Genomic DNA, 20,558 nt, shown 5'->3' on the forward strand with positions numbered 1-20,558 from the left:
TGAGAAACGGGGACGGAGTGAGTTAACGTGGATTTGGTTCAGGTCATTTTACTGGCCCTGGTGCAGGGTATTACCGAGTTTCTGCCGATTTCCAGTTCGGCGCATCTGATTTTGCCCAAGGAAGTCCTGGGCTGGCCGGATCAGGGGCTGGGCTTTGATGTGGCGGTGCATCTCGGTTCACTGATTGCGGTGCTCAGCTACTTCCGCCGCGATATTGTCGAAATTACGGCCGCGTGGTTCCAGAGCTTCGGCCGTCAGGGCGCCACGGAACACAGTCGCCTCGGCTGGTTTATTATTTGGGGCACGGTGCCGGCGGGGTTGGCCGGTCTGTTCCTGCACGATTTTATCGAGACAAACCTGCGTTCGATGGCGGTCATTGCCGCAACCACCATCATTTTCGGCCTGTTGTTGGGGTGGGCTGACAAAACCGGCAAACGCCAGCTTCAGCTCAGCGATCTGACCTTACCGCTGGTGGTGATTATCGGTTGTTGCCAGGCGCTGGCAATGGTCCCGGGTACCTCCCGATCCGGGATCACCATTACCGCGGCTTTGATCCTGGGGTTCCAGCGCGATGCTGCCGCGCGCTTTTCTTTTCTGCTGTCCATTCCGATTATCGCGCTAAGCGGCGGTTACCTGGCACTGGGCCTGCTCGATGACAGCGACACCGACTGGGCAAGCATTATTCTGGGGGCCGTGGTGGCCGCTGTCAGCGCTTATTTCTGTATCTATTACTTTCTCAGTTTTATTAATCGTATCGGCATGATGCCGTTCGTCGTTTACCGGCTGATATTGGGTGGTGTTTTGGTGGCGTTATTGGCGTTCTAGTACGACATTAGTAAACACCGGGCGCCGGTGAAAGGCAGTCCGTTATGTCACCCCTTTTTGCCCCGGGGGTCTGACGTCAGCAAGCCGGGCTGCGACTAATCGGGTAAAATGGCTGGCCCGATCCCTGATCAGTGCCGCCAGTGGCGGAAAGCGTTGTCACAACAGGCGAAGTGCAAAAGATTAAATGTCAAAAGGGTAACTGCGTGGATATTGACAATTTCAACGATGAATTACTGGCTTTCCTACAGGCCTCCCCCACGCCCTTTCACGCTGTCAGGACTATGGCGGAACGGTTGCAGGCCGGAGGTTTCGAGCGGCTCAATGAGGGTGATGCGTGGCAGCTCCGCGCCGGTGGCCGGTACTATGTAACACGCAACGACTCGTCTATCATCGCTTTTATTCACGGTCGCGACGACCCGACAAACGCCGGGTTGCGCATGGCCGGCGCCCATACCGACAGCCCCTGCCTGAAAGTGAAGCCCAATCCGGAAATCCAGTCTCAGGGCTACTGGCAACTGGGTGTGGAGGTATACGGTGGCGCGCTTTTGAACCCGTGGTTTGATCGCGATCTGGGGTTGGCCGGACGGGTTACCACGCTCGATAAGCGTGGCCGCATTAGCAGTGAGCTGCTGGATTTTGGCCGGCCTATCGCGGTGATTCCCAGTCTGGCGATTCATCTCGATCGGGATGCCAACAACGGCCGCACGGTCAACCCGCAAACACATCTGCCGCCAGTGCTGATGCGCGCCGAGGGTGACGCGCCGGCGCTGAGTTTCAAGGCGTTGCTGGCACAGGAGTTACGAAAGACGGTCGGGAAAGCGGATAAGGCGGCTGAGAATCCGGCCGGCACCGTGTTGGACTACGACTTGTTTTTTTACGATACCCAGGCGCCGGCGCTGGTCGGTCTGCACCGGGAATTTATCGCCGCGGCGCGACTCGATAACCTGCTGAGCTGCTATGTCGGCCTGCAGGCGCTGTTGGGCGCCGGCGATGCCGTCTCCAGTCTGTTGGTCTGTAACGATCACGAAGAGGTGGGCAGCGTCTCGGCCTGCGGCGCCCAGGGACCGATGCTGAAGTCGTTTCTGGAGCGGCTGGTGCCGGCGGCTGAGGCACGCAATCGCATGTTGGAGCGGTCGCTGATGATATCGGTAGACAATGCGCATGGGGTGCACCCCAATTTCAAGGACCGCCACGACAGCCAGCACGGTCCACTGCTCAACGACGGGCCGGTGATCAAAGTCAATGCCAACCAGCGCTACGCCACCAGCGGTGAAACCAGTGGTTTGTTCCGTCATCTGTGCCAGCAGGTGGACGTGGCCGTACAGTCTTTTGTGGTGCGCACCGATCTGGCCTGCGGTAGTACCATCGGCCCCATAACGGCGGCGGAGATCGGTGTGAGAACCCTCGATGTGGGTGTGCCCACTTTTGCCATGCACTCGATCCGCGAGTTGGCGGGCAGTCGGGATGCCCAGGCATTGTGTCGGGTGCTGGGCCATTTTTATGCCGTACCGCAATTGCCCTGGTAGAGCGTTGTGTGGGCCGAATGGGACCGCAGGGCGGTTGGGCGTGGGTTAATCAGCGAACGAGTGGTTGCGAATCACTATGGAAATCAGTCCGGATATACTCCGCACCTTTACACCTTTTGACAATCTGAACGATGAGTACATAAACCGGGTTCAGGGTCGGGTCAAATTGCGCCATGTTGCCAAGGGTACACTGGTGTTTAAGCGCGGCAGGGCGCTGCCGGAGAGCTTCTATCTGGTGGCCGGTCATATCGACCTGATCGATTCCTCTTTTGCCGTCACCTCGCTGACCCCTGACAGCGCGGACGTGCGGTTTCCGCTCGGCGGCAGCTCGCCGCCCCAGGTATCGGCCATCGCCAAGTCGGAAGTGAAATTGCTGAGTGTCGAGCGGGATTTTCTCGATTTGGTGATGGCCTGGAGTCAAAGCAGCGACTTTTCCATGACCGGGTTGAAAGACCAGCAGGTGGAAGTGGGTGGTGGTGAGGACGACGACGATGAGTCCGATTGGATGTCCTGTCTGTTGCGGTCTCCCCTGTTTACCCAGATTCCCCCGGCCAATATCCAGCAATTGTTTACCCGTTTTGAGTCGGTGGAGGTCAAGAGTGGGGAACCGGTTGTTAAAGAGGGTGAGCAGGGCGACTATTTTTATGTGATTGAAAGTGGTGAGGCCCGGGTGCAGTCGAAGACCGGCAAGCTCGAGGCGGTCCTGTGTGCGGGTGATTATTTTGGCGAGGAGGCGCTGGTCGGCGACACCACGCGCAACGCCACTGTTACCATGGACACCGATGGTGTATTGATGCGCCTGGACAAAGACACGTTCAAGGCGCTGTTGCAGGAACCGCTGCTGCGCTACATCGACTATGAGGCACTGCGAGAGCAGAGTGACGGCGCCGGTGCGATCCAGGTGCTGGACGTGCGGCTGCCTATAGAGCACCGCCACCGGCATGTGACCGGCGCCCGCAGCCTGCCACTGTCCTCTCTGCGGGGGCGTTTTACAGCCTTGGACCGGCAACAGGTCTATGTCATTACCGACGATGCCGGCCGGCGCAGTGAAGTGGCTGCGCAACTGCTGTGCCAGGCCGGTTTCGATGCCTGCATCCTGAAGGATGCCGCTTTGCACTATGGTGATGAACAGGGTGATGAACAGGGTGATGATCACGGCGGCGATCCGGTGTCATAATTCCGTGGTGCACCGATGAGGGCCCTGCTGCTCTCTGCCTACGACGCCGACAGCCACCGGCGCTGGTGGCGGGGTCTGGTGAGCCAATTTCCCGCTATCGATTGGACGGTACTGACACTGCCGGCCAGGCATTTCCGCTGGCGTATCCGCGGCAACAGTCTCAGTTGGGGGCGGTCCGGGGCGCCACAATTGCGCGACGACTACGATTTGCTGGTGGCCACCTCCATGGTTGATCTGGCGGCATTGCGCGGGTTTGTCCCGGCGCTGGCGGCGCTGCCGACCCTGGTGTACTTCCATGAAAACCAGTTCGCCTACCCGCTGTCGCAGCGACAGCTCGACAGTGCGGGTCCGAAAATAGTCAATCTCTACACGGCGCTTTGTGGTGACGTTATCGCCTTCAACTCCGATTTCAATCGCCGCACTTTCCTGGAGGGAGCCGCTGCCCTGCTTGCCAAAATGCCCGATGCCGTACCGCCGGCTCTGGCACAACGGCTGCGCGACCGCAGCCGGGTGCTGCCGGTGCCCCTCGAGGACGACTGTTTTGTGCAGCGCGACCCGCTGTCGAGCCGGCCACTGACGCTGCTGTGGAACCATCGCTGGGAGTACGATAAGGGGCCGGATCGGCTGTTGCGGGCGCTGCAACTTTTTGTCGACTGCGATCTGCCGTTTCGCCTGCATGTGGTGGGGCGGCAGTTTCGCCGCCGTCCGGCACAATTCGAGCAGATCAAAACCCTGTTGCAGGCCTGCGACGCGCTCGGCGCCTGGGGTTACCGGGACACTGTCGAAGACTACCGCAAGCTGTTGCGGACATCCGATATCGCAGTGTCCACCGCGCTGCACGATTTTCAGGGACTGGCGGTGCTGGAAGCCGTGGCCGCCGGTTGTTATCCCGCGGTACCCCGGCGCCAGGCTTATCCGGAGTGGTTTGGCGCCGATCGCTGTTATGCGGCGCCGGGCGATTCCGAAGTAGAGGCGCGGGCGCTGGCCGCGATGCTGCAGGACTTGGCCTTGCAAAAGGCCGGCGGTCGCCTGCCGCAGGTGAATATCGAGGCCCTGAGCTGGTCGGCCTGCCGGGATGCCTATGCCGAGGTCTTTGCCGGTCTGATCGATGCGGCGCCGGATAAGCTGTGGCAGTAATAGCCACTGGAGGCCAGAATCGCACTGCCTTGAGCATATTTGCTGAAGGCGCTGCCATTCAGGACGACCGGGGCGAGTGCCACCAGTGCCAGCGGGATTTATTGCCACGATGATTGCTGTATCATTAGCGCCCTGATACAACTCCACAGCCGCGGGCGAGAGAATCCCGTTCCAATGGAAAAACAGAGAATGGAAAAACAGAGAATACTCACCGGCATCACCACCACCGGTACACCACATCTGGGTAACTATGTCGGTGCCATCAGACCCGCAATCGCGGCGAGCCGCCGTGACGACACCGAATCCTTTTACTTTCTGGCCGATTATCACGCATTGATCAAGTGCCGGTCCCCCGAACAGGTCAATCAATCGACCAGGGAGATTGCCGCCACCTGGCTGGCCCTGGGGCTGGATGCCGATAATGCGGTATTTTACCGGCAGTCCGATATTCCCGAGTTACCGGAGCTGTCCTGGCTGTTGAGCTGTGTGGCTGCCAAGGGGTTGATGAACCGCGCCCATGCCTACAAGGCTGCAGTGGCGGCCAATGAGGCCGCGGGCGAGGATTCGGATTTCGGTGTGACCATGGGACTGTACTGCTATCCTGTGCTGATGGCCGCCGATATTTTACTGTTCAGGGCCAACCAGGTTCCCGTGGGCAGGGATCAGGTCCAGCACATTGAAATGGCGCGGGACATTGCCGGCAGGTTTAATCATCACTACAGCAGCGGCGACAACCCGCTCTTTGTGTTGCCCGAGGCGGTAGTAGACGATCAGGTGGCTGTATTGAATGGTCTGGATGGGCGCAAAATGAGCAAGAGCTATGGCAATACCATCCCGCTGTTTTTGCCGCACAAGCACTTGCGCAAGCATATCAACAAGATCAAAACCAACCTCCTGGAGCCGGGTGAACCGAAAGACCCGGATGATTCCACGGTGTTTCAAATCTGGCAGGCCTTCGCCACCCCCGAGCAGACTGCCGCCATGCGCCAGGCCTTTGCCGAGGGCATTGCCTGGGGCGAGGCGAAACGGCAGTTGTTTGAACTGGTGGACAACGAGCTGTGCGATGCCCGTGACAGGTATGAACAGCTGCTGGGCCACCCAAACCATATTGAAGATGTGTTGCAGCAGGGTGCGGATAAAGCCCGCGCTGTCGGCCGGCCGTTCCTCGAGCAGTTAAGGGAGGCGGTCGGCATCCGCCCGCTCCGTTAAGACCCGACTGCGTCAAGCTCTTCGATGCCTCCCCGCCTATTGGCGGGGGTAAGTGTCGCCTTTTCCCACTTTCCCCCCAATCTCCCCTGGTGATTTGAATTTAACGACTATAATTCCTAAGGATAATGTTGGTGTAAGGCGAAAGAACCATGGGATTTGGCTGTTTTACGGACTGCGGAGAGTAACCGAACGGTGGATGGACCTCTATTGCGGGTAGCCGGTGTGGCCTGTTCCTGGCTGGTACTGATTGTGCTGATCTACGCGGTGGACAACCGCCATCTGCCGGCCCTGTGGGCACTGGTGACGGCGGCTGTGACCCTCTGGCCGGTGCTCCGAGGCACATCTGCAGACATCGAGGACAGCGCTGTGGACGATGACCATGCCGCGCTGATGCAGTTGCGGGTGCTCGACCAACAGGTTAATGCGTTTATCGGGCCGATATGTGCCGAACTGGTGAGCCTGTCGACCCAGGTGCAGCAGGTGATCGACGAGAGCATCCAAAAGCTTTATACCAGTTTTAACGGGTTGAACTCACACTCTGCCGCCCAGAATGAGCTGATGATCGGCATTGCCAATCGGGTATCCGGGGCCGAGCAGGAGGCGACGGAAAACGTTGATCCGGTGACGTTGAACGACTTTGCCGCCGAAGTTGGACGAATTCTCGATACCTATGTGCAGTTGTTCGTGGATGTCAGCGAAAAAAGTGTGCAGGCGGTGCACAAAATCCAGGACATGGTCAGTCAGTTGGACGGCATGTTCAGCTTGATCAACGACATTCGCGGTATCGCCGATCAGACCAATCTGCTGGCGCTGAATGCGGCCATTGAGGCGGCCCGGGCAGGGGAGGCGGGGCGCGGGTTTGCGGTGGTGGCCGATGAGGTGCGCAAATTGTCCCAGGACTCCAACAAACTGAATGACGATATACGCCGGCGCGCTGAGGCCGCCAAAGAGACGATTACTACCGTGGAATCGGTGGTATCCGAAATCGCCTCGCTGGATATGAACATTGCTATCGATGCAAAAGGTCAGCTCGACGGCATGATAAAGGAGCTGGAGGACGTCAACGAGCATGTTGCCAAGGGGGTGGCGCAGTTGACGGAAATCAGCGGCCAGATCACCGGTGAAGTCAATACGGCGGTTACCGCACTGCAGTTTGCCGACATCGTCGGTCAGACGGCAACGAAAATTCAAGGCAAAGCCGGTGAGGTGGAGACTGTCGTGGCCCTGGCGCACGGCCAGTCGGCACTGGCCCAAAGTCTGCCTGACCTGCTTGCCGACACCTGCCAAAAACTCAACGACTTAGCAGAACAGCAGGCCGCCGCTGCGAGTGGCGCCGAAACCGGAGATGACTCCGATTCAGCCGAGATAGAACTTTATTGAGCATCAATTCACGTTGCTGCGTCAGTCGGTCTGCTCTGATGTCAATTTATCGTGCAGGCGCCGGGCAGCGAGATCAGGTTACCGATAACTGTTGAGGGGCTAGTATGGCCATCAGTACGACAAAAAGCGCATCACAGGAAGTTACCATATTACTGGGTGATACCTTCGACTTTAGTTGCGTGGACGAATTTCGCCGCGCCTATGAGCAGGTTGATCACGCCGATTGCAAGCGCTTTGTCATCGACTTTCGCAACACGCAATACATGGACAGCTCGGCGCTGGGTATGCTGATCAATATGGAAAAATTCTGGCGCGAGCACGAGGCCTCGATTTGCATTATCAATGCTAATCAACAACTTAAAAAGATATTCTCCATTTCCCGTTTCGACAAGAAATTCAATATCGAATAGTCCGGCGAGGGTAGAGTAGTGAAAGTTCTCGTCGTTGATGATCACGGTTACAACCGCGAACTGATGGGTTTGATTTTATCCGATCACGGCTTTGATTATGTCTGTGCCAGAGACGGCAGCCAGGCGTGTTCGCTATTCGATACGGAAGATGATATCGATATTGTGCTGATGGATGTCAATATGCCGGTAATGGATGGTTACCAGGCGACCAAAATCATGAAAGCGGATAGCCAGGATCGGTTTGTGCCGATTATCTTTGTCACCGCGATGGATAACGATAAAACCCTGCAGAAGTGCCTGGATGTCGGCGGCGATGATTTTGTGCCCAAACCCGTCAATGAAGCCGTGCTGGTGTCCAAGCTGCGCGCCCATCAGCGCACCGTGAACCTGCATCGAAGCCTCAGTGTGACCAATGAGAGGCTGGAGTATCACCAGCGGGTGATGGAGCGGGAGCACAGTATTGTCGAGCATGTGTTTCAAAACGGTATCAGGCGCATCGATACCGCCTGTGAAAATGTCAACTTCCATGTGTCGCCGATGACCATGTTCAACGGCGACCTGCTGCTGTCTGCCCCCTCTCCCTCCGGCGGTGTCTATGTGCTTTTGGGGGACTTCACCGGCCATGGCCTGTCGGCTGCCATCGGCTGCTTGCCGGTTTCTGATATCTTTTACGCCATGTCGGACAAACAGGCGGGAGTCGGCGATATCGCCAGTGAAATCAATGATCGGCTGGTTCGGTTGTTGCCCGATAATATGTTCTTTTGCGCCACCCTCATCGAGATGAACCAGGGGGGCGATCGTCTCTCCATCTGGTCGGGCGGTATGAACGACCTGTTGTTGTTGGATCGGAGCGGGGCGATTGTCGACCGGATCGCAGCGCGAAACATGCCGCTGGGGGTGCTCGGTACCGAGGAGTTTGAGCGGGAGGCCGTGTTTTACCAGCCGCCGCCGGATACCCGCTTGTTTGCCTACACCGATGGGGTTATCGAAACCCGCAACCCGCAGGGCGAGATGTTCGGCGAAGACCGCCTGGCGCAACTGTTGAGTGCGCCGCTGGAACAGGGATTGACCTCCCTTTTTGAAGCGGTCAGTGCGTTTCGCGAGCAAGGCGAGCAGGACGACGATATATCTATGGTGGAAATTATCTGCCGTCCGGTATCCCACTGCAATCACAGCCGGGAGAGCCGTTACAGCGACGTCGAACCAATTCGGACCGACGCTGCTGGTATCCTGCCCTGGTCCATCGACGTGGAACTGGCGCCACACCACCTGCGGCAGCCCGACACAGTAAAACGACTGGTGAGTATGATCGCAGATGTGGAGGGGGCCGCTCCTCACAAAGACATACTCTACACGCTGCTCAGTGAAATGTACTCCAACGCGCTGGAACACGGCTTGTTGCAATTGGAATCCGTACAAAAGGAGACGACCGATGGTTTCTCAGCTTATTATCAGGCGCGCACAGAACGTTTGGAAGGATTGCAAAACGGCAAGTTATCTTTCAATTTGCAAGTGATACCGGGGCCGGTCAATCGCTTGCAAATTAGTGTAACGGATACCGGACCCGGCTTTGACGTGGCTAAAGTACAGCAGTGCGACGACGACACCGATGATCTGCCCACAGGTCGCGGTATCGATTTGCTGCGTTCGCTCAGCGAAGCTGTAGAGTTCAGCAATGGCGGGCGCACCCTGACGCTGACCTATTTACTCGATTAGGCGCCTTACGCGAGCTGCCCGAGGCGCTCAATTGCCCTCGATCACCTCCACCAGTGCCGCCGATAAATGCTCGAGGTCGGCCGGTTCGATAATGAACGGCGGCATGACATAGACCAGCTTGCCAAACGGCCTTACCCATACGCCCCGATCGACCAGTTGCCGCTGAAAACTCGCCATCTCCACCGGCGCGATCAACTCGACCACACCGATAGCGCCGAGCACCCGCACATCGGCAACCCCGGGTAGGGCCCGGCAGGGCTCGAGGACGGTCCGCAGGTGGCCCTCTATGGCGCCGACGCGCCGGCGCCACGGCGAGCGCAACAGCAGGCGAATACTGGCCACCGCCACCGCGCAGGCGAGGGGATTGCCCATGAATGTGGGGCCGTGCATAAACGCGCCGGCCTGCGAGCGGCAGATGCCGCTGCTGACCTTGTCGGTGCACAGGGTTGCGGCCAGAGTCATATACCCGCCGGTCAGGGCTTTGCCCAGGCACATGATGTCGGGACTGATACCGGCGTGCTCGCAGGCGAACAGCTTGCCGGTGCGGCCAAAGCCGGTGGCAATTTCGTCGGCAATCAGCAACACATCATAGTGATCGCACAATTCCCTTACCCGTTTGAGGTAAGTGGGTGAGTAGAAGCGCATGCCGCCGGCGCCCTGGACAATGGGCTCGAGAATAAATGCTGCAAGTTGTTCATGGTGGTCGGCGAGTAACTGCGCTGCGTCAGCGATGTATTTTTCATCCCAGGCCTGGTTGAAACCGCAACCGGGGGCCTCGGCGAATACCTGTTGTGGTAGCACACTGCTGAACAGATGATGCATGCCGGTGACCGGGTCGCACACGGACATAGCGCCGAAGGTATCGCCGTGGTAGCCCGAGCGCACGGTCAGCAGCCGTGTTTTTTGCGCCCGGCCCTGGGCGTGCCAGTACTGCAGTGCCATTTTGATGGCGACCTCTACCGCCACCGAACCGGAGTCGGAGAGAAACACCCGGGTGAGCTCGGCCGGTGTCAGCTCGACCAATAACTGAACCAGCTCTGCCGCCGGCGGATGGGTAATGCCGCCGAACATGACATGGGACATCTCCTCCATCTGTCGTTGCAGCGCGGCGTTGAGTTCAGGGTGGTTGTAGCCGTGCAGCGCACACCACCAGGAGGACATACCGTCGATCAATGTTCTGCCGTCGGCCAGATGCAGCCGCACGCCCCGGGCGCTGACCACCGGATAGTTGGGATGCGGCGAGGGGATGGCGGTATAAGGATGCCAGATATGTTCGCGATCGATTTGCAGCAGCGCGTCGGTGCTGAGCGGATCGGTCAGAGGGGGTGTTAGCGTCATGGTCTGTGCAGTGAGTGGGTCGGGGGCGCTATGTTACCGGATTTTGCCGCCGTTTTGCCAGGTGCCGACCCGGGGCGCCGGCCGCGCGGGTGCAACCACCGTGGTGCCGTTGCAGTGTGATCGACGGTTGTGCATTTGCGCCGTTGTGAATTCCTGTCAGGCCGCTTTGGTTTTCCTCTCTATCAAGGTGCTGACGAAGGCCTCCAACTGTATGCGTTGGTGTGCAGGCATATCGACAAATTCCACACTGAGCTGGGTATGGCGGTGGGGGCGGCGGCAAAAGCGGAAGCCTTTCACCCGCGCCTGGCAGCGGACGCGAAAGTCCCGGTTAAACTGAAACTCCAGCAGCGGCAGGGCCTGGTCACAGTGGAGCTGGTCCAGCAGATTGCCGCCGATACGCAGGCGCATGCCGCCGGCTGACAGGTTTTGCGCGGTGGCAAACCAGGGTGTGGACCACGGCGATTTGAGCCGCACCGTCAGTGGTTGCGGTTGACGCAAGTCCACCCGCGGCCAGCGGCGACGCTGGCGATAGCCCACCTCTTTTGGCAGCTTCAGCGTATAGAGCGGCGCGGTCTGGGCCTGCTCGATATCGATGACCGGTGCGCTGAAGCTCAGGACTTGGCCATTGTGGTGATGGCGCAGGGTCAATGCATCGCCCACCTGCACCGGTGCGGTCGGGTTGGCGGGAAACAGGTCATCGAGCATAAACAGGCCGGCGACCACGTTGACGTCGAGAATCATACTCTGATAGCGCTCACCGGTTTGATCGTTGATGACCTCCAGGAGCTGGCGTTTTTCGAGCAGGGTCATCAGCGGTGAATAGTGATGGAGTCGCGATACCGATCCCGGTTCGGTCGCGCTCGCCGCTGACGCCGATGCTGACTCCGGTCGATAAAACTTGCGCAACACGCTCTGTAACAATGACATGGTCCCCGTATCCTCCTCTGGGGTCATAAAAAATGAACAGGCAGTGAATGTGCAATACGCCTGCCGCTGGAGAGTTGTCTTTACTTCTTACCTCAACCCGCTTTTTTACCTTGTTCCACCTTTTCCCTTTAATCCGCTGTTCCTTATAATCCGCTGTTCCCTTAACTCATCCGTGCAAGCGCTGTGCCAGCGATCCAGTCCCGCAGCGTGCAGGTTTGTGCAGGGGGCCCGGGCCTGCGGCGGCAAGCCGCTGCCGCAGGCCGGCAGCGGCCGGCACTTTATTCTTCTTTTTACCCCGGGCGTTGCGGGCCGGTCGGGATAGAATCGCCGCTGCCGCTTCGCCTCGCGTTCGACAACAGTTGACCTGCACTGTGTTAAGATTACCGCGGCGACGATTACAGGCGACGGTTCGGTTGAATATGCAAGACATGCACAAAACCCTGCCCGCGGCGAACGACAACCGCGGTTTTTTTTCCACGCTGGTCGCTTTGCCGCGGCGCCTGCCGATCGCCTACAAAATGGCTGTCAGTTTCTCGCTGCTGATTATTCTCGGTATGGGCGCGCTCGGCGCGGCTGTTATTCATTACCAGGAAGACCTGATGCGCCGCCAGATCGAGTCTTACGGTGCGACCATTGTCGGCCAGTACGCGGCTACCGCCATCGATCCCGTGTTTACCGATAACCAGTTCGATATGCAGGTGCTGACGGCCAACCTGGTCAAAGATCACCGCATCGAAGGGGCGGCGCTGGTGGACCCGAAAGGAGAGAGACTCGCCGGGGAGGGCCTGGTGCCCGAGCCGCTGGTGGACTATGTGCCGCATACGGAGCTGCAGTCGGTGACCTGGCAGGGCCAGTCGCTGTTGAACGTCCCGCACCAGTTGGTCTCTTTTTTTGCCCCGGTACAGTTTCGGCAGGTTACCGCCGGGCAGGCTATCATTACCTTGTCACTGGCGGATGTTCAGTACAGCTTCCGCCAGACGATTCACACCCTGCTGGCGGCGACCGCCCTGATGATGCTGTTCAGTGTGATTATCGCCTACTGGATGGGCAAGCGCATGGGGCGGCCGATAAAGACACTGGTGATGGCTACCGACGAACTGGGGCAGGGCAATCTGAATGTGCAGCTGCCCGAAGACCGCGGCGATGAATTCGGTCGGCTGAACCAGGCGGTCAATCGCATGGTGCGCAATATGCGCGAGAAAAACCAGGTCGAAGGTGTCCTGAACCGGCTGGTGGCGGGCGATGTGGCGCAGCAAGTGCTCAGTGATTTAAATGACGTGGGCATCGGCAGCCAGCGGGTCGAGGCCTCGGTGCTGTTTGTGGATATCGTCGGTTTTACCTCGCTGTCGGAGCGCCTGGCGCCCGAGGTGGTGGTGGATTTGCTCAACGAGTATTTCGCCTACTTTACCCAGTGCAGCCAGTTGTATATGGGCATGGTGGATAAATTTATCGGCGATTGTGCGATGATTATTTTCGGCGCACCGCGTCCCAACCCCGACCACCGGTTTGACGCCATCGCCTGCGCCGTGATGATTCAGCGCCTGCTGGAGCGGGTCAACAAGCGCCGCCACCAACTCGGCCAACCCCGGGTCTGCGTGCGTATCGGGATTAACAGCGGTGAGATGATGGCCGGTATGGTGGGTGCCGATCAGCGCATGGAGTACACGGTGGTGGGCGATGCAGTGAACCTGGCCTCGCGGCTGTGCAGCCTGGGTCAGCCCGACGATATCGTGGTCGGTGGCGACGTCATAGAGCGACTTGAGCGACCCGGTCGCGTGACTGCCGAACCGTTTCGCCAAATGAAAGTCAAAGGCGTGACCGCGATGGTGTCTGCCTACCGTATCGAAGCGTTGGCCAGTCGTTATGAGCAGTCGATAGATGAGATGATTGATGGGCTGCTCACCACGACGGACCAGCCACCGAAGGCGATTTAAGATGATGCGTTGTTTGCTTGTACTGCTGTCAATAGCTCCGCTGCTGGTGGCCTGCGGCCACCTCCCGCGCAGTATTGACCGGGTGGCACTGGTAGACCAGTTGGTACAGCAGCAGGAGTACGGCCAGGCGCGTCGAGAGCTGGCCGATCTCGATACCAGCGATCCGCAGTTTGCCGCCCTCGCCAACCGGCGCCGGGCCCTGCGGCCGCTGATCCAGCAATTCGAAGCGAACACGGTGCGCGAGTCCGAGCAACTGCAACGGCGGAACCAGTGGGTGGAAGCCCTGGCGGTGATTGACAACGGCCTGCAAAAGCTGGTCGACAGCGACCGTTTACAGGCGGCGCGCGGGCGGGTGCTGCTGGGACGCGACCGCTACCTGGAGGCCATCGAAACCGAGTTGCAATTGCGACAAGGGGAGTTGCTGGCGAAGCAGCAGACGCTGCTGGAGCGGCGCGCTAAGGCGAAACCGGGCAATATACGGTACCGCTTGGAGCTGTGGCGGCAGCGCCGGAAGAGCGCCGATATCACCGACCAGCTTATCGCCTGCGCCAGTGGTCAAAGCGCCGGGTCGGCACTGGCGGCGGACTGCCTGAAGGTGGCCGAATCCCTTGATCAGTCGCCGGAACAGGCGCAGAGGCTGGCGCAATTGCGGTCGGGTCTTCAGAGCAAAAAAATGATCCACACCCGGCCGCCGCGGTCCTCTGAGCCGGGTGTCAATGCGCAGCGCGAGCTGAGTGTGCTGAAACAGGAATATCGGGACCTGGTGGATGCGCGCTGGTGGCCGCAGGCACAGCAAAAAATGCTGGAGCTGCAGGCCCGGGCACCCGCCGGCGACAAGGAGGTTGAGACCTGGTCACTGAAGCTTCAGGAGAGCATCGACTCTGAGGTGCAATTGTTCCTCAAGCTGGGACAGACATACTACAGTCAGGGCTCCTTGCAACGGGCGCTACAAGCCTGGCGCTACGCCGCCGATCTGGCACCCGATGACCAGGAAGTGCAGGCCCATATCGGCCGGGTCCAGCGCTTTTTGGAAAAACTCCAACGCCTGGACGCCGCCGAAGGGTGACTTTCCCCGCCGCTTAAAATCCGTACAATAGGCTCCCCAATCGCCCGCTGCCGGCAGCGGGCGATATGTCAATTGGCCGCCAGGACCTTACTTGCCCATGAACGATAACCAGAGCCGCCAGGACCGCGTCGAATTTAACAAACTGCAAAAGCGCCTGCGCCGTCAGGCCGGCAGCGCCATTATCGACTACGACATGATTGTCGAGGGCGACCGGATTATGGTCTGTCTCTCCGGGGGTAAGGATTCCTACTGCATGTTGGATATCCTGCTGCACCTGCAGAAAACCGCCCCGGTCTCCTTCGAGCTGATAGCCGTCAATATGGACCAGAAGCAACCGGGCTTCCCGGAGGAGGTCCTGCCCGGGTACCTGGCCTCACTTGGCGTGCCCTATCACATTGTCGAGCGCGACACCTACAGCGTGGTAAAGGCGGTGATTCCCGAGGGCAAGACTACCTGCGGACTCTGCTCGCGGTTGCGCCGCGGTACCCTGTACGGCTTTGCCGAACAGATCGGGGCTACCAAGATTGCGCTCGGCCACCATAAAGATGACATCGTCGAGACTTTGTTCCTGAACCTGTTTTACGGCGGTCGCCTGAAGGCGATGCCGCCCAAGCTGCTGGCCGATGATCGCCGCAATGTCGTTATCAGGCCGCTGGCCTACTGCCGGGAGGCGGACCTGGCGCGTTATGCCGAGCACCGCCGGTACCCGATTATTCCCTGTAACCTCTGCGGCTCCCAGGAAAACCTGCAACGCCAGGCCATCAAAGCCATGTTGCAGACCTGGGATCGGCAGGACCCCGGGCGCACCGAGACTATTTTTTCCGCCCTGCAGCGGGTCTCGCCGTCCCAGCTGGCCGATAGCGACCTGTTTGACTTTAGTCGTTTGCAGATCGACCGCAGCTCGCCGCCGTCCCCTCGCACCCCGCCGATGGCGGGCCCTGTTGTGGTCGAGCCGCCATCCGCTGTCAATGCCGCCACTGACCCCGCCACTGATCCCGCCACTGATCCCGCCACTGATCCCGCTACTACGGCGGATGTCGACTTTATTGACACCGTCAATCTCTAGCCGGTCACGAGCCCGCGCCGGCCTGTACCGGGTGGCAATTTACAAATAGCCGGTATCAGGGGCTAATTAGCGTGTTTTAACGGCATTTCCACTTTTTTCCCGACCTTTAGCCGAATGCTTCCCGACCAGGGCAGCGGTGTTCGTCATCTTGGCGCGTAATATGCTTTAGAGCTATCCGGAAAAACTCCCCTGTAGATAGAGGCAAATCCGGTTACTTTATGGACAGTAAACTTTACGAAGTTGTTTACATCGATAAATTTGATCAGCGCGAGGAGGCCAGCGCTGTCGGCTGGCGGTTTCGCCGCTTGTTTGGTCTGGACAACCGGACCATCGCCAAGCTGGGCAGCGGCAAGCCGATTATTCTAAAGAAAAATATCCCTTTCAATATGGCCGCCCAGCTAAAGCGTCTGGTGGAGGCCATTGGCGGGGTTTGCTGGGTACAGCCGGTGCCGAAAAACGGTGCCGGGCACGAACGCCGCCGCCTGCAGCGGCGCCGGCAGTCGAACCGGCGCGGCGGCCAGCGCGCCGATAGCGCCCTTGCCGAGCGCCGTATCAGTCCCGGCCGGCGTTCTACCGACTGGTTGTAGCCGGACTGACGCAGCCCGGATAGCGGTTTCAGATACCGTTGGATACTGAAAGGATTGCCTCGCCGTTCGTCAATAGACGATGATAGCGGTTGTGGTCGGCAGGTGCCGTTGCCGCCGCCGCACCAGGGACTAATAACAAGGCAGAGCATGCAAACATCTTCCGCTGTGGTATCCCCAGTCGTGATAGCGACGTTTTTGGCGTACCTCGCCACCGTGTTTTTGATTGGTTACTACGCTTACCGGCGCACCCGCGATGCCACGGATTACTTTTTGGGTGGGCGCAGCCTGTCGCCCTGGGTGGCGGCCATCAGCGCCGGGGCCTCCGATATGAGCGGCTGGCTGCTGATCGGTCTGCCCGGCTACGCCTATGTCGCGGGGCTGGAGGCGATCTGGATTGCCGTGGGCCTGGCCCTGGGGATCGCCGCCAGTTGGCTGCTGGTGGCCAGACCCCTGCGGGTGTTCAGCGCCGCCCTCGACGATGCCCTGACCCTGCCCAGCTACTTGCAGCGCCGCTTCCAGCAGCGCACGCCCTGGCTCGGGGTGGTCTCGGCGGTGTTTATTTTGCTGTTTTTCCTGCTCTATGTGAGTTCCGGCCTGATCGCCGGCGGCAAGTTGTTCAACACCGTCTTCCAGGTGCCTTATTCGGTAGCGGTCTGGGTCGGGGTGCTGGCGATTGTGTCTTACACCCTGTTTGGAGGGTTCCTGGCCGTGTCCTGGACGGATGTGGTGCAGGGCTTACTGATGACGGCAGCCCTGATGATCGTACCGCTGGTGGTCAGCGGCCAGTTGGGGGGTGTCGATGCCGGTGTGGCGGCGCTGGCCGACAAGAATCCGCATTTGCTGGACCCCTGGACCGATGCCGGTGGCGACCCGCTGGGCGCCATTGCCATTATCAGCCTGCTGGGGTGGGGGCTGGCCTATTTTGGCCAACCTCATATCCTGGCCCGCTTCAAAGCCGTGCGGTCGGCGCGGGAGATTCCCCGGGCAGCGGCGTTTGGCATCGGCTGGACAGTACTGGTGTTTACCGGTGCCATTGTGGTGGGGCTGACCGGGGCGGTCTATTTCGAGCCCACCCTGGACGACGGTGAGCGTGTCTTTATGTTGCTGGTGGAGGCGTTGTTTCACCCGGTGGTGGCAGGCATTCTGCTGGCGGCTATTTTGGCGGCGATCATGAGCACCGCCGATTCACAACTGCTGGTGTGTTCTGCGGCGCTGGTGGAGGACCTGTTCACCCTGGTGAAAAAGGAGCAGGCCTCTGCCGCCCAGGCGGTGGTGCTCGGGCGCTGGTCGGTGTCGGTGATTGCCATCTGTGCCGCCCTGTTTGCCATGGACCCGGACAGCCGGGTGCTGGAAGTGGTGGCCTACGCCTGGGCGGGTCTGGGGGCGGCTTTCGGACCGGCTCTGTTGCTGAGTTTGTATTGGCGGCGGATGAACTGGCAGGGCGCCGCGGCGGGTATCATCGTCGGCGGTTCTACGGTGCCGATCTGGCGGCAGTTGAGCGGCGGTTGGTTCGGGCTCTACGAATTGGTGCCCGGGTTTTTCCTGTCGCTGCTGGCGGTGGTCGGTGTGACCCTGGCGACGCCGGCGCCGGCGCCGGCGGTGACCCGCAAGTACGATGATTTGAAAGCCCGCTTGCGCGCGGCCGGGTAGTGTCGGGTGGCCTGCGCGCAGCCGCGGTGCGGCGGGAGGCGGACGTGGTCGGCTGGGGGGATTTGCGGTAAATTCTCCACTGACTGAAAGCGTATAATCCGGCAGTGCGCGAACCCTGGCCGCGACGGTGCGGGTGTTGCTGAGGAGATAAAAATTACGTGCAGGCTTTTTTTCGAGGCATTTCCTTTCGGCTCGCCAAGGTTGGGGTGATTCTCGCCTTTGTACTGGGGTTGCTGATGAGCTCGGTACAGCTCTACCTGGATTTCCAGAGTCAGGAGCGGGCGCTGGAGAACCTGGCCAACCGTGTGATCGAGGTGGCCACGCCGCCGGCGGCGAGGGCGGTGCACACGCTGGATGACGATTTGTCGGTGGAAGTGGTCAACGGCCTGCTCACTTACGATTTTATCGTCGAGGTCACCATTACCGACGAACTGGGCAACGTGCTGGCGCAGGGGAAAAAACCGTCACCCGATACGGCCACCCGCTGGCTGACCCGCCGCATTACCGAGGATATCAAGTACTATGTCGCCCGGCTCGGTATCCCCGGCTACGGCGCCGCGATGGCCGGTAACATCCGCTTTGCCGTCGACGTGGACCGGGCGCTCGCAGGTTTTTTTGCCCGTTCCGGGCTGGTGATCGCCGCCGGTGTGCTGCGCAATATGTTACTGGTGCTGCTGCTGTTTTTTGCTTTCCACTACATGATAACCAAGCCGCTGATTCGCCTGTCGAAAGAAATCCAAACCATTAACCCCGACAAGCCGGAACAGCAGCGTCTCACCCCCTTGTCCCATCATCGCGGCGATGAACTGGCGCAACTGGTATCGAGCAGCAACCAGTTGCTCGACTCGGTGGAACTGGCGCTGGCCAAGCGCCGCGCGGTGGAACTCGCACTGCGCAAAAGTGAAGAACACGTGCGGCAAATCATAGACAGCCTGCCGGTGCTGGTCGGTGCGCGCAACAGTGAAGGACAGTTTATCTTTGCCAACAAAGCCCTGGCGGACTTTCTCGGCAAAACCACCGATGAGATGCGGTATTGTCCTATCACCGAGTTGGTGCCGCGCTATCTGTCCGATGTCGAGGAATTGATGCGCATGGATCGCAATGTCATCGAGAAGGGCGTGAAGATGCAGATGATGGAGGAGAGTTACGTCTCCGCCGACGGGGGCAGGTGTTACCTGCAGACGCATATCATGCCGCTGGAATTCTACGATGAAATCGTCGCCTTGGTGGTCTCGACGGATATCACCGAGCGCAAGCAGGCGCAGGCCAAGATGGAGCATATGGCCTACCACGACTCCCTCACCAACCTGCCCAACCGGATTCACCTGGTCGAGCGGCTGGAACACGAGGTGCGGCGGGCGCAGCGCCACCACTATTATGGTGCGGTGTTGTTTATCGATCTGGATCAGTTTAAAACCATCAATGACTCGCTGGGGCACCCGGTGGGTGATGTGATTCTCAAACAGGTCGCCAGCCGCCTGCTTGCCACGGTACGCGAGGAGGACCTGGTGGCGCGGCTCAGTGGCGACGAGTTCGTGGTGGTGCTGACCGTGCTCGATCAGGATATGGCTACCGGTGCGCTCAAGGCCGGTGAAATCGGCGAGAAAATTCGCCAGCGCATCTCCGAACCCTACGTTTACGACGATATGGAGCTGCGGGTTACCGGCAGTGTCGGTGTCGTGGTCTACCCCGACAAGGAGTCGACGGTACACGAACTGTTGCGCTTTGCCGATACCGCCATGTACCAGGTGAAGGAGAAGGGGCGCGATGCGATCGAATTCTTCAATGAAGACATGGCCGATAAAGTCAGCCGCCAGTTGCTGATGGAGGGCGACCTGCACCGCGCTTTCGAGGATCGGCACTTCGAGCTGTGCTACCAGCCCAAGATCGACACCGAGTCGGCCAAGGTGGTGGGTGCGGAGGTATTGTTGCGCTGGCGTCACCCGGAAAAAGGGCTGATTTCACCCGGCGAATTTATCCCGGTGCTGGAGACCTCCGGGCTGATTCTGGACGTCGGCCAATGGGTGCTGGAGGAGGCCTGCCGCCAGTTGAAGAGCTGGCAGGACCAGGGCATCTGGCAGGATGATATGAGGCTCAGCGTCAATATCAGCCCGCGACAGTTTCGCCGGCGCGGTTTTGTCGACGATGTTATTCGCACGCTGCAACAGATACCCATAGTGCCTCACACACTCGACATGGAGATTACCGAGGGTGTGGTGATTCAAAATGTCGAGGAAACCATTTTCACCATGACCACGCTCTCGACCCAGGGTATCAGCTTTTCGTTGGATGACTTTGGCACCGGGTATTCCTCTATCAGCTATCTGAAGCGCCTGCCGGTGGCGGCGCTGAAGATCGATCAGAGTTTTATCCGCGATATCCCCCACGATCGCAACGACCGGGTGCTGGTGGAGACCATTGTCGCCATGGGGCGCCTGTTGGGTCTTGAGATTGTGGCCGAAGGTGTGGAAAACGAAACGCAGCTGGCACTGATTCGGGATTTCGGCTGCCATTATTACCAGGGATACTATGCCAGCGCGCCGGTGGATGCCGCGACATTTGTGCAAATTCTTACCGCTGTGGAGGCGCAAACCACGACCGCCTGATAAA

The 20,558-nt window shown here is 59.4% G+C and carries 16 protein-coding genes; 14 read left to right on the plus strand and 2 right to left on the minus strand.

What is annotated here, in order from left to right:
* Positions 1–27 precede the first annotated feature (27 nt).
* The 8 genes from FKG94_RS05425 to FKG94_RS05460 all read left to right on the plus strand — a co-directional run bounded on the left by FKG94_RS05425 (position 28) and on the right by FKG94_RS05460 (position 9,380).
* Entirely contained in the window at positions 28–825 is a 798-nt protein-coding gene (locus FKG94_RS05425; RefSeq protein WP_142903185.1) for an undecaprenyl-diphosphate phosphatase, read from the plus strand.
* A gap of 203 nt (positions 826–1,028) precedes the next feature.
* Complete coding sequence (locus FKG94_RS05430) at positions 1,029–2,351, plus strand: M18 family aminopeptidase (RefSeq protein WP_218943447.1); 1,323 nt, start codon at positions 1,029–1,031, stop codon at positions 2,349–2,351.
* A 76-nt stretch (positions 2,352–2,427) separates the two neighbouring features.
* Positions 2,428–3,528 carry a cyclic nucleotide-binding domain-containing protein gene (locus tag FKG94_RS05435; RefSeq protein ID WP_142903186.1) on the plus strand — a complete coding sequence of 367 codons (1,101 nt, stop codon included), beginning with the start codon at positions 2,428–2,430 and terminating at the stop codon, positions 3,526–3,528.
* 15 nt (positions 3,529–3,543) lie between these two features.
* On the plus strand, positions 3,544–4,665 hold the full coding sequence (locus FKG94_RS05440) for a tRNA-queuosine alpha-mannosyltransferase domain-containing protein (protein WP_142903187.1): 1,122 nt from the start codon (positions 3,544–3,546) through the stop codon (positions 4,663–4,665).
* Between the two features lie 189 nt (positions 4,666–4,854).
* Positions 4,855–5,874: a tryptophan--tRNA ligase gene (gene trpS / locus FKG94_RS05445; protein WP_142903392.1), complete on the plus strand. Its 1,020-nt coding sequence runs from the start codon at positions 4,855–4,857 to the stop codon at positions 5,872–5,874.
* 192 nt (positions 5,875–6,066) lie between these two features.
* Positions 6,067–7,254 carry a methyl-accepting chemotaxis protein gene (locus tag FKG94_RS05450; RefSeq protein ID WP_142903188.1) on the plus strand — a complete coding sequence of 396 codons (1,188 nt, stop codon included), beginning with the start codon at positions 6,067–6,069 and terminating at the stop codon, positions 7,252–7,254.
* A 104-nt stretch (positions 7,255–7,358) separates the two neighbouring features.
* Complete coding sequence (locus FKG94_RS05455; RefSeq protein WP_142903189.1) at positions 7,359–7,664, plus strand: STAS domain-containing protein; 306 nt, start codon at positions 7,359–7,361, stop codon at positions 7,662–7,664.
* 18 nt (positions 7,665–7,682) lie between these two features.
* Positions 7,683–9,380: a fused response regulator/phosphatase gene (locus tag FKG94_RS05460; protein ID WP_142903190.1), complete on the plus strand. Its 1,698-nt coding sequence runs from the start codon at positions 7,683–7,685 to the stop codon at positions 9,378–9,380.
* A gap of 27 nt (positions 9,381–9,407) precedes the next feature.
* Here FKG94_RS05460 and bioA read toward each other — a convergent pair whose 3' ends face one another.
* Together bioA and FKG94_RS05470 are read right to left on the minus strand one after the other, a co-directional pair.
* A complete protein-coding gene (gene bioA / locus FKG94_RS05465) occupies positions 9,408–10,718 on the minus strand; it encodes an adenosylmethionine--8-amino-7-oxononanoate transaminase (RefSeq protein ID WP_142903191.1) in 1,311 nt (436 codons plus the stop codon).
* Positions 10,719–10,874: 156 nt separating this feature from the next.
* Positions 10,875–11,645, minus strand: coding sequence for a flagellar brake protein (locus FKG94_RS05470; protein WP_179957499.1), 771 nt, complete (start codon positions 11,643–11,645; stop codon positions 10,875–10,877).
* A 419-nt stretch (positions 11,646–12,064) separates the two neighbouring features.
* On the opposite strand from FKG94_RS05470, the gene FKG94_RS05475 reads away from it, so the two are divergent.
* The 6 genes from FKG94_RS05475 to FKG94_RS05500 all read left to right on the plus strand — a co-directional run bounded on the left by FKG94_RS05475 (position 12,065) and on the right by FKG94_RS05500 (position 20,554).
* A complete protein-coding gene (locus tag FKG94_RS05475; RefSeq protein WP_142903193.1) occupies positions 12,065–13,579 on the plus strand; it encodes an adenylate/guanylate cyclase domain-containing protein in 1,515 nt (504 codons plus the stop codon).
* Position 13,580: 1 nt separating this feature from the next.
* Positions 13,581–14,645 carry a hypothetical protein gene (locus tag FKG94_RS05480; protein ID WP_142903194.1) on the plus strand — a complete coding sequence of 355 codons (1,065 nt, stop codon included), beginning with the start codon at positions 13,581–13,583 and terminating at the stop codon, positions 14,643–14,645.
* Between the two features lie 97 nt (positions 14,646–14,742).
* The gene (ttcA, locus tag FKG94_RS05485; RefSeq protein WP_142903195.1) at positions 14,743–15,711 is read left to right on the plus strand and encodes a tRNA 2-thiocytidine(32) synthetase TtcA; all 969 of its coding nucleotides are present in this window, start codon (positions 14,743–14,745) and stop codon (positions 15,709–15,711) included.
* A 218-nt stretch (positions 15,712–15,929) separates the two neighbouring features.
* A complete protein-coding gene (locus tag FKG94_RS05490) occupies positions 15,930–16,298 on the plus strand; it encodes a hypothetical protein (RefSeq protein WP_142903196.1) in 369 nt (122 codons plus the stop codon).
* Positions 16,299–16,445: 147 nt separating this feature from the next.
* A complete protein-coding gene (gene putP / locus FKG94_RS05495) occupies positions 16,446–17,948 on the plus strand; it encodes a sodium/proline symporter PutP (protein WP_142903197.1) in 1,503 nt (500 codons plus the stop codon).
* Between the two features lie 158 nt (positions 17,949–18,106).
* Positions 18,107–20,554 carry a putative bifunctional diguanylate cyclase/phosphodiesterase gene (locus FKG94_RS05500; RefSeq protein WP_142903198.1) on the plus strand — a complete coding sequence of 816 codons (2,448 nt, stop codon included), beginning with the start codon at positions 18,107–18,109 and terminating at the stop codon, positions 20,552–20,554.
* Positions 20,555–20,558: the final 4 nt, after the last annotated feature.

The organism is Exilibacterium tricleocarpae (genome assembly GCF_007004655.1).
Classification (GTDB): domain Bacteria; phylum Pseudomonadota; class Gammaproteobacteria; order Pseudomonadales; family Cellvibrionaceae; genus Exilibacterium; species Exilibacterium tricleocarpae.

What these genes read in the sequence shown, in the direction of transcription:
- ttcA (WP_142903195.1), top strand. Translation starts at nt 14,743, where the DNA reads ATGAACGATAACCAGAGCCGCCAGGACCGCGTCGAATTTAACAAACTG.
- putP (WP_142903197.1), top strand. Translation starts at nt 16,446, where the DNA reads ATGCAAACATCTTCCGCTGTGGTATCCCCAGTCGTGATAGCGACGTTT.
- bioA (WP_142903191.1), bottom strand. Translation starts at nt 10,718, where the DNA reads ATGACGCTAACACCCCCTCTGACCGATCCGCTCAGCACCGACGCGCTG.
- FKG94_RS05435 (WP_142903186.1), top strand. Translation starts at nt 2,428, where the DNA reads ATGGAAATCAGTCCGGATATACTCCGCACCTTTACACCTTTTGACAAT.
- trpS (WP_142903392.1), top strand. Translation starts at nt 4,855, where the DNA reads ATGGAAAAACAGAGAATACTCACCGGCATCACCACCACCGGTACACCA.
- FKG94_RS05490 (WP_142903196.1), top strand. Translation starts at nt 15,930, where the DNA reads ATGGACAGTAAACTTTACGAAGTTGTTTACATCGATAAATTTGATCAG.
- FKG94_RS05470 (WP_179957499.1), bottom strand. Translation starts at nt 11,645, where the DNA reads ATGTCATTGTTACAGAGCGTGTTGCGCAAGTTTTATCGACCGGAGTCA.
- FKG94_RS05455 (WP_142903189.1), top strand. Translation starts at nt 7,359, where the DNA reads ATGGCCATCAGTACGACAAAAAGCGCATCACAGGAAGTTACCATATTA.
- FKG94_RS05440 (WP_142903187.1), top strand. Translation starts at nt 3,544, where the DNA reads ATGAGGGCCCTGCTGCTCTCTGCCTACGACGCCGACAGCCACCGGCGC.
- FKG94_RS05480 (WP_142903194.1), top strand. Translation starts at nt 13,581, where the DNA reads ATGATGCGTTGTTTGCTTGTACTGCTGTCAATAGCTCCGCTGCTGGTG.
- FKG94_RS05475 (WP_142903193.1), top strand. Translation starts at nt 12,065, where the DNA reads ATGCAAGACATGCACAAAACCCTGCCCGCGGCGAACGACAACCGCGGT.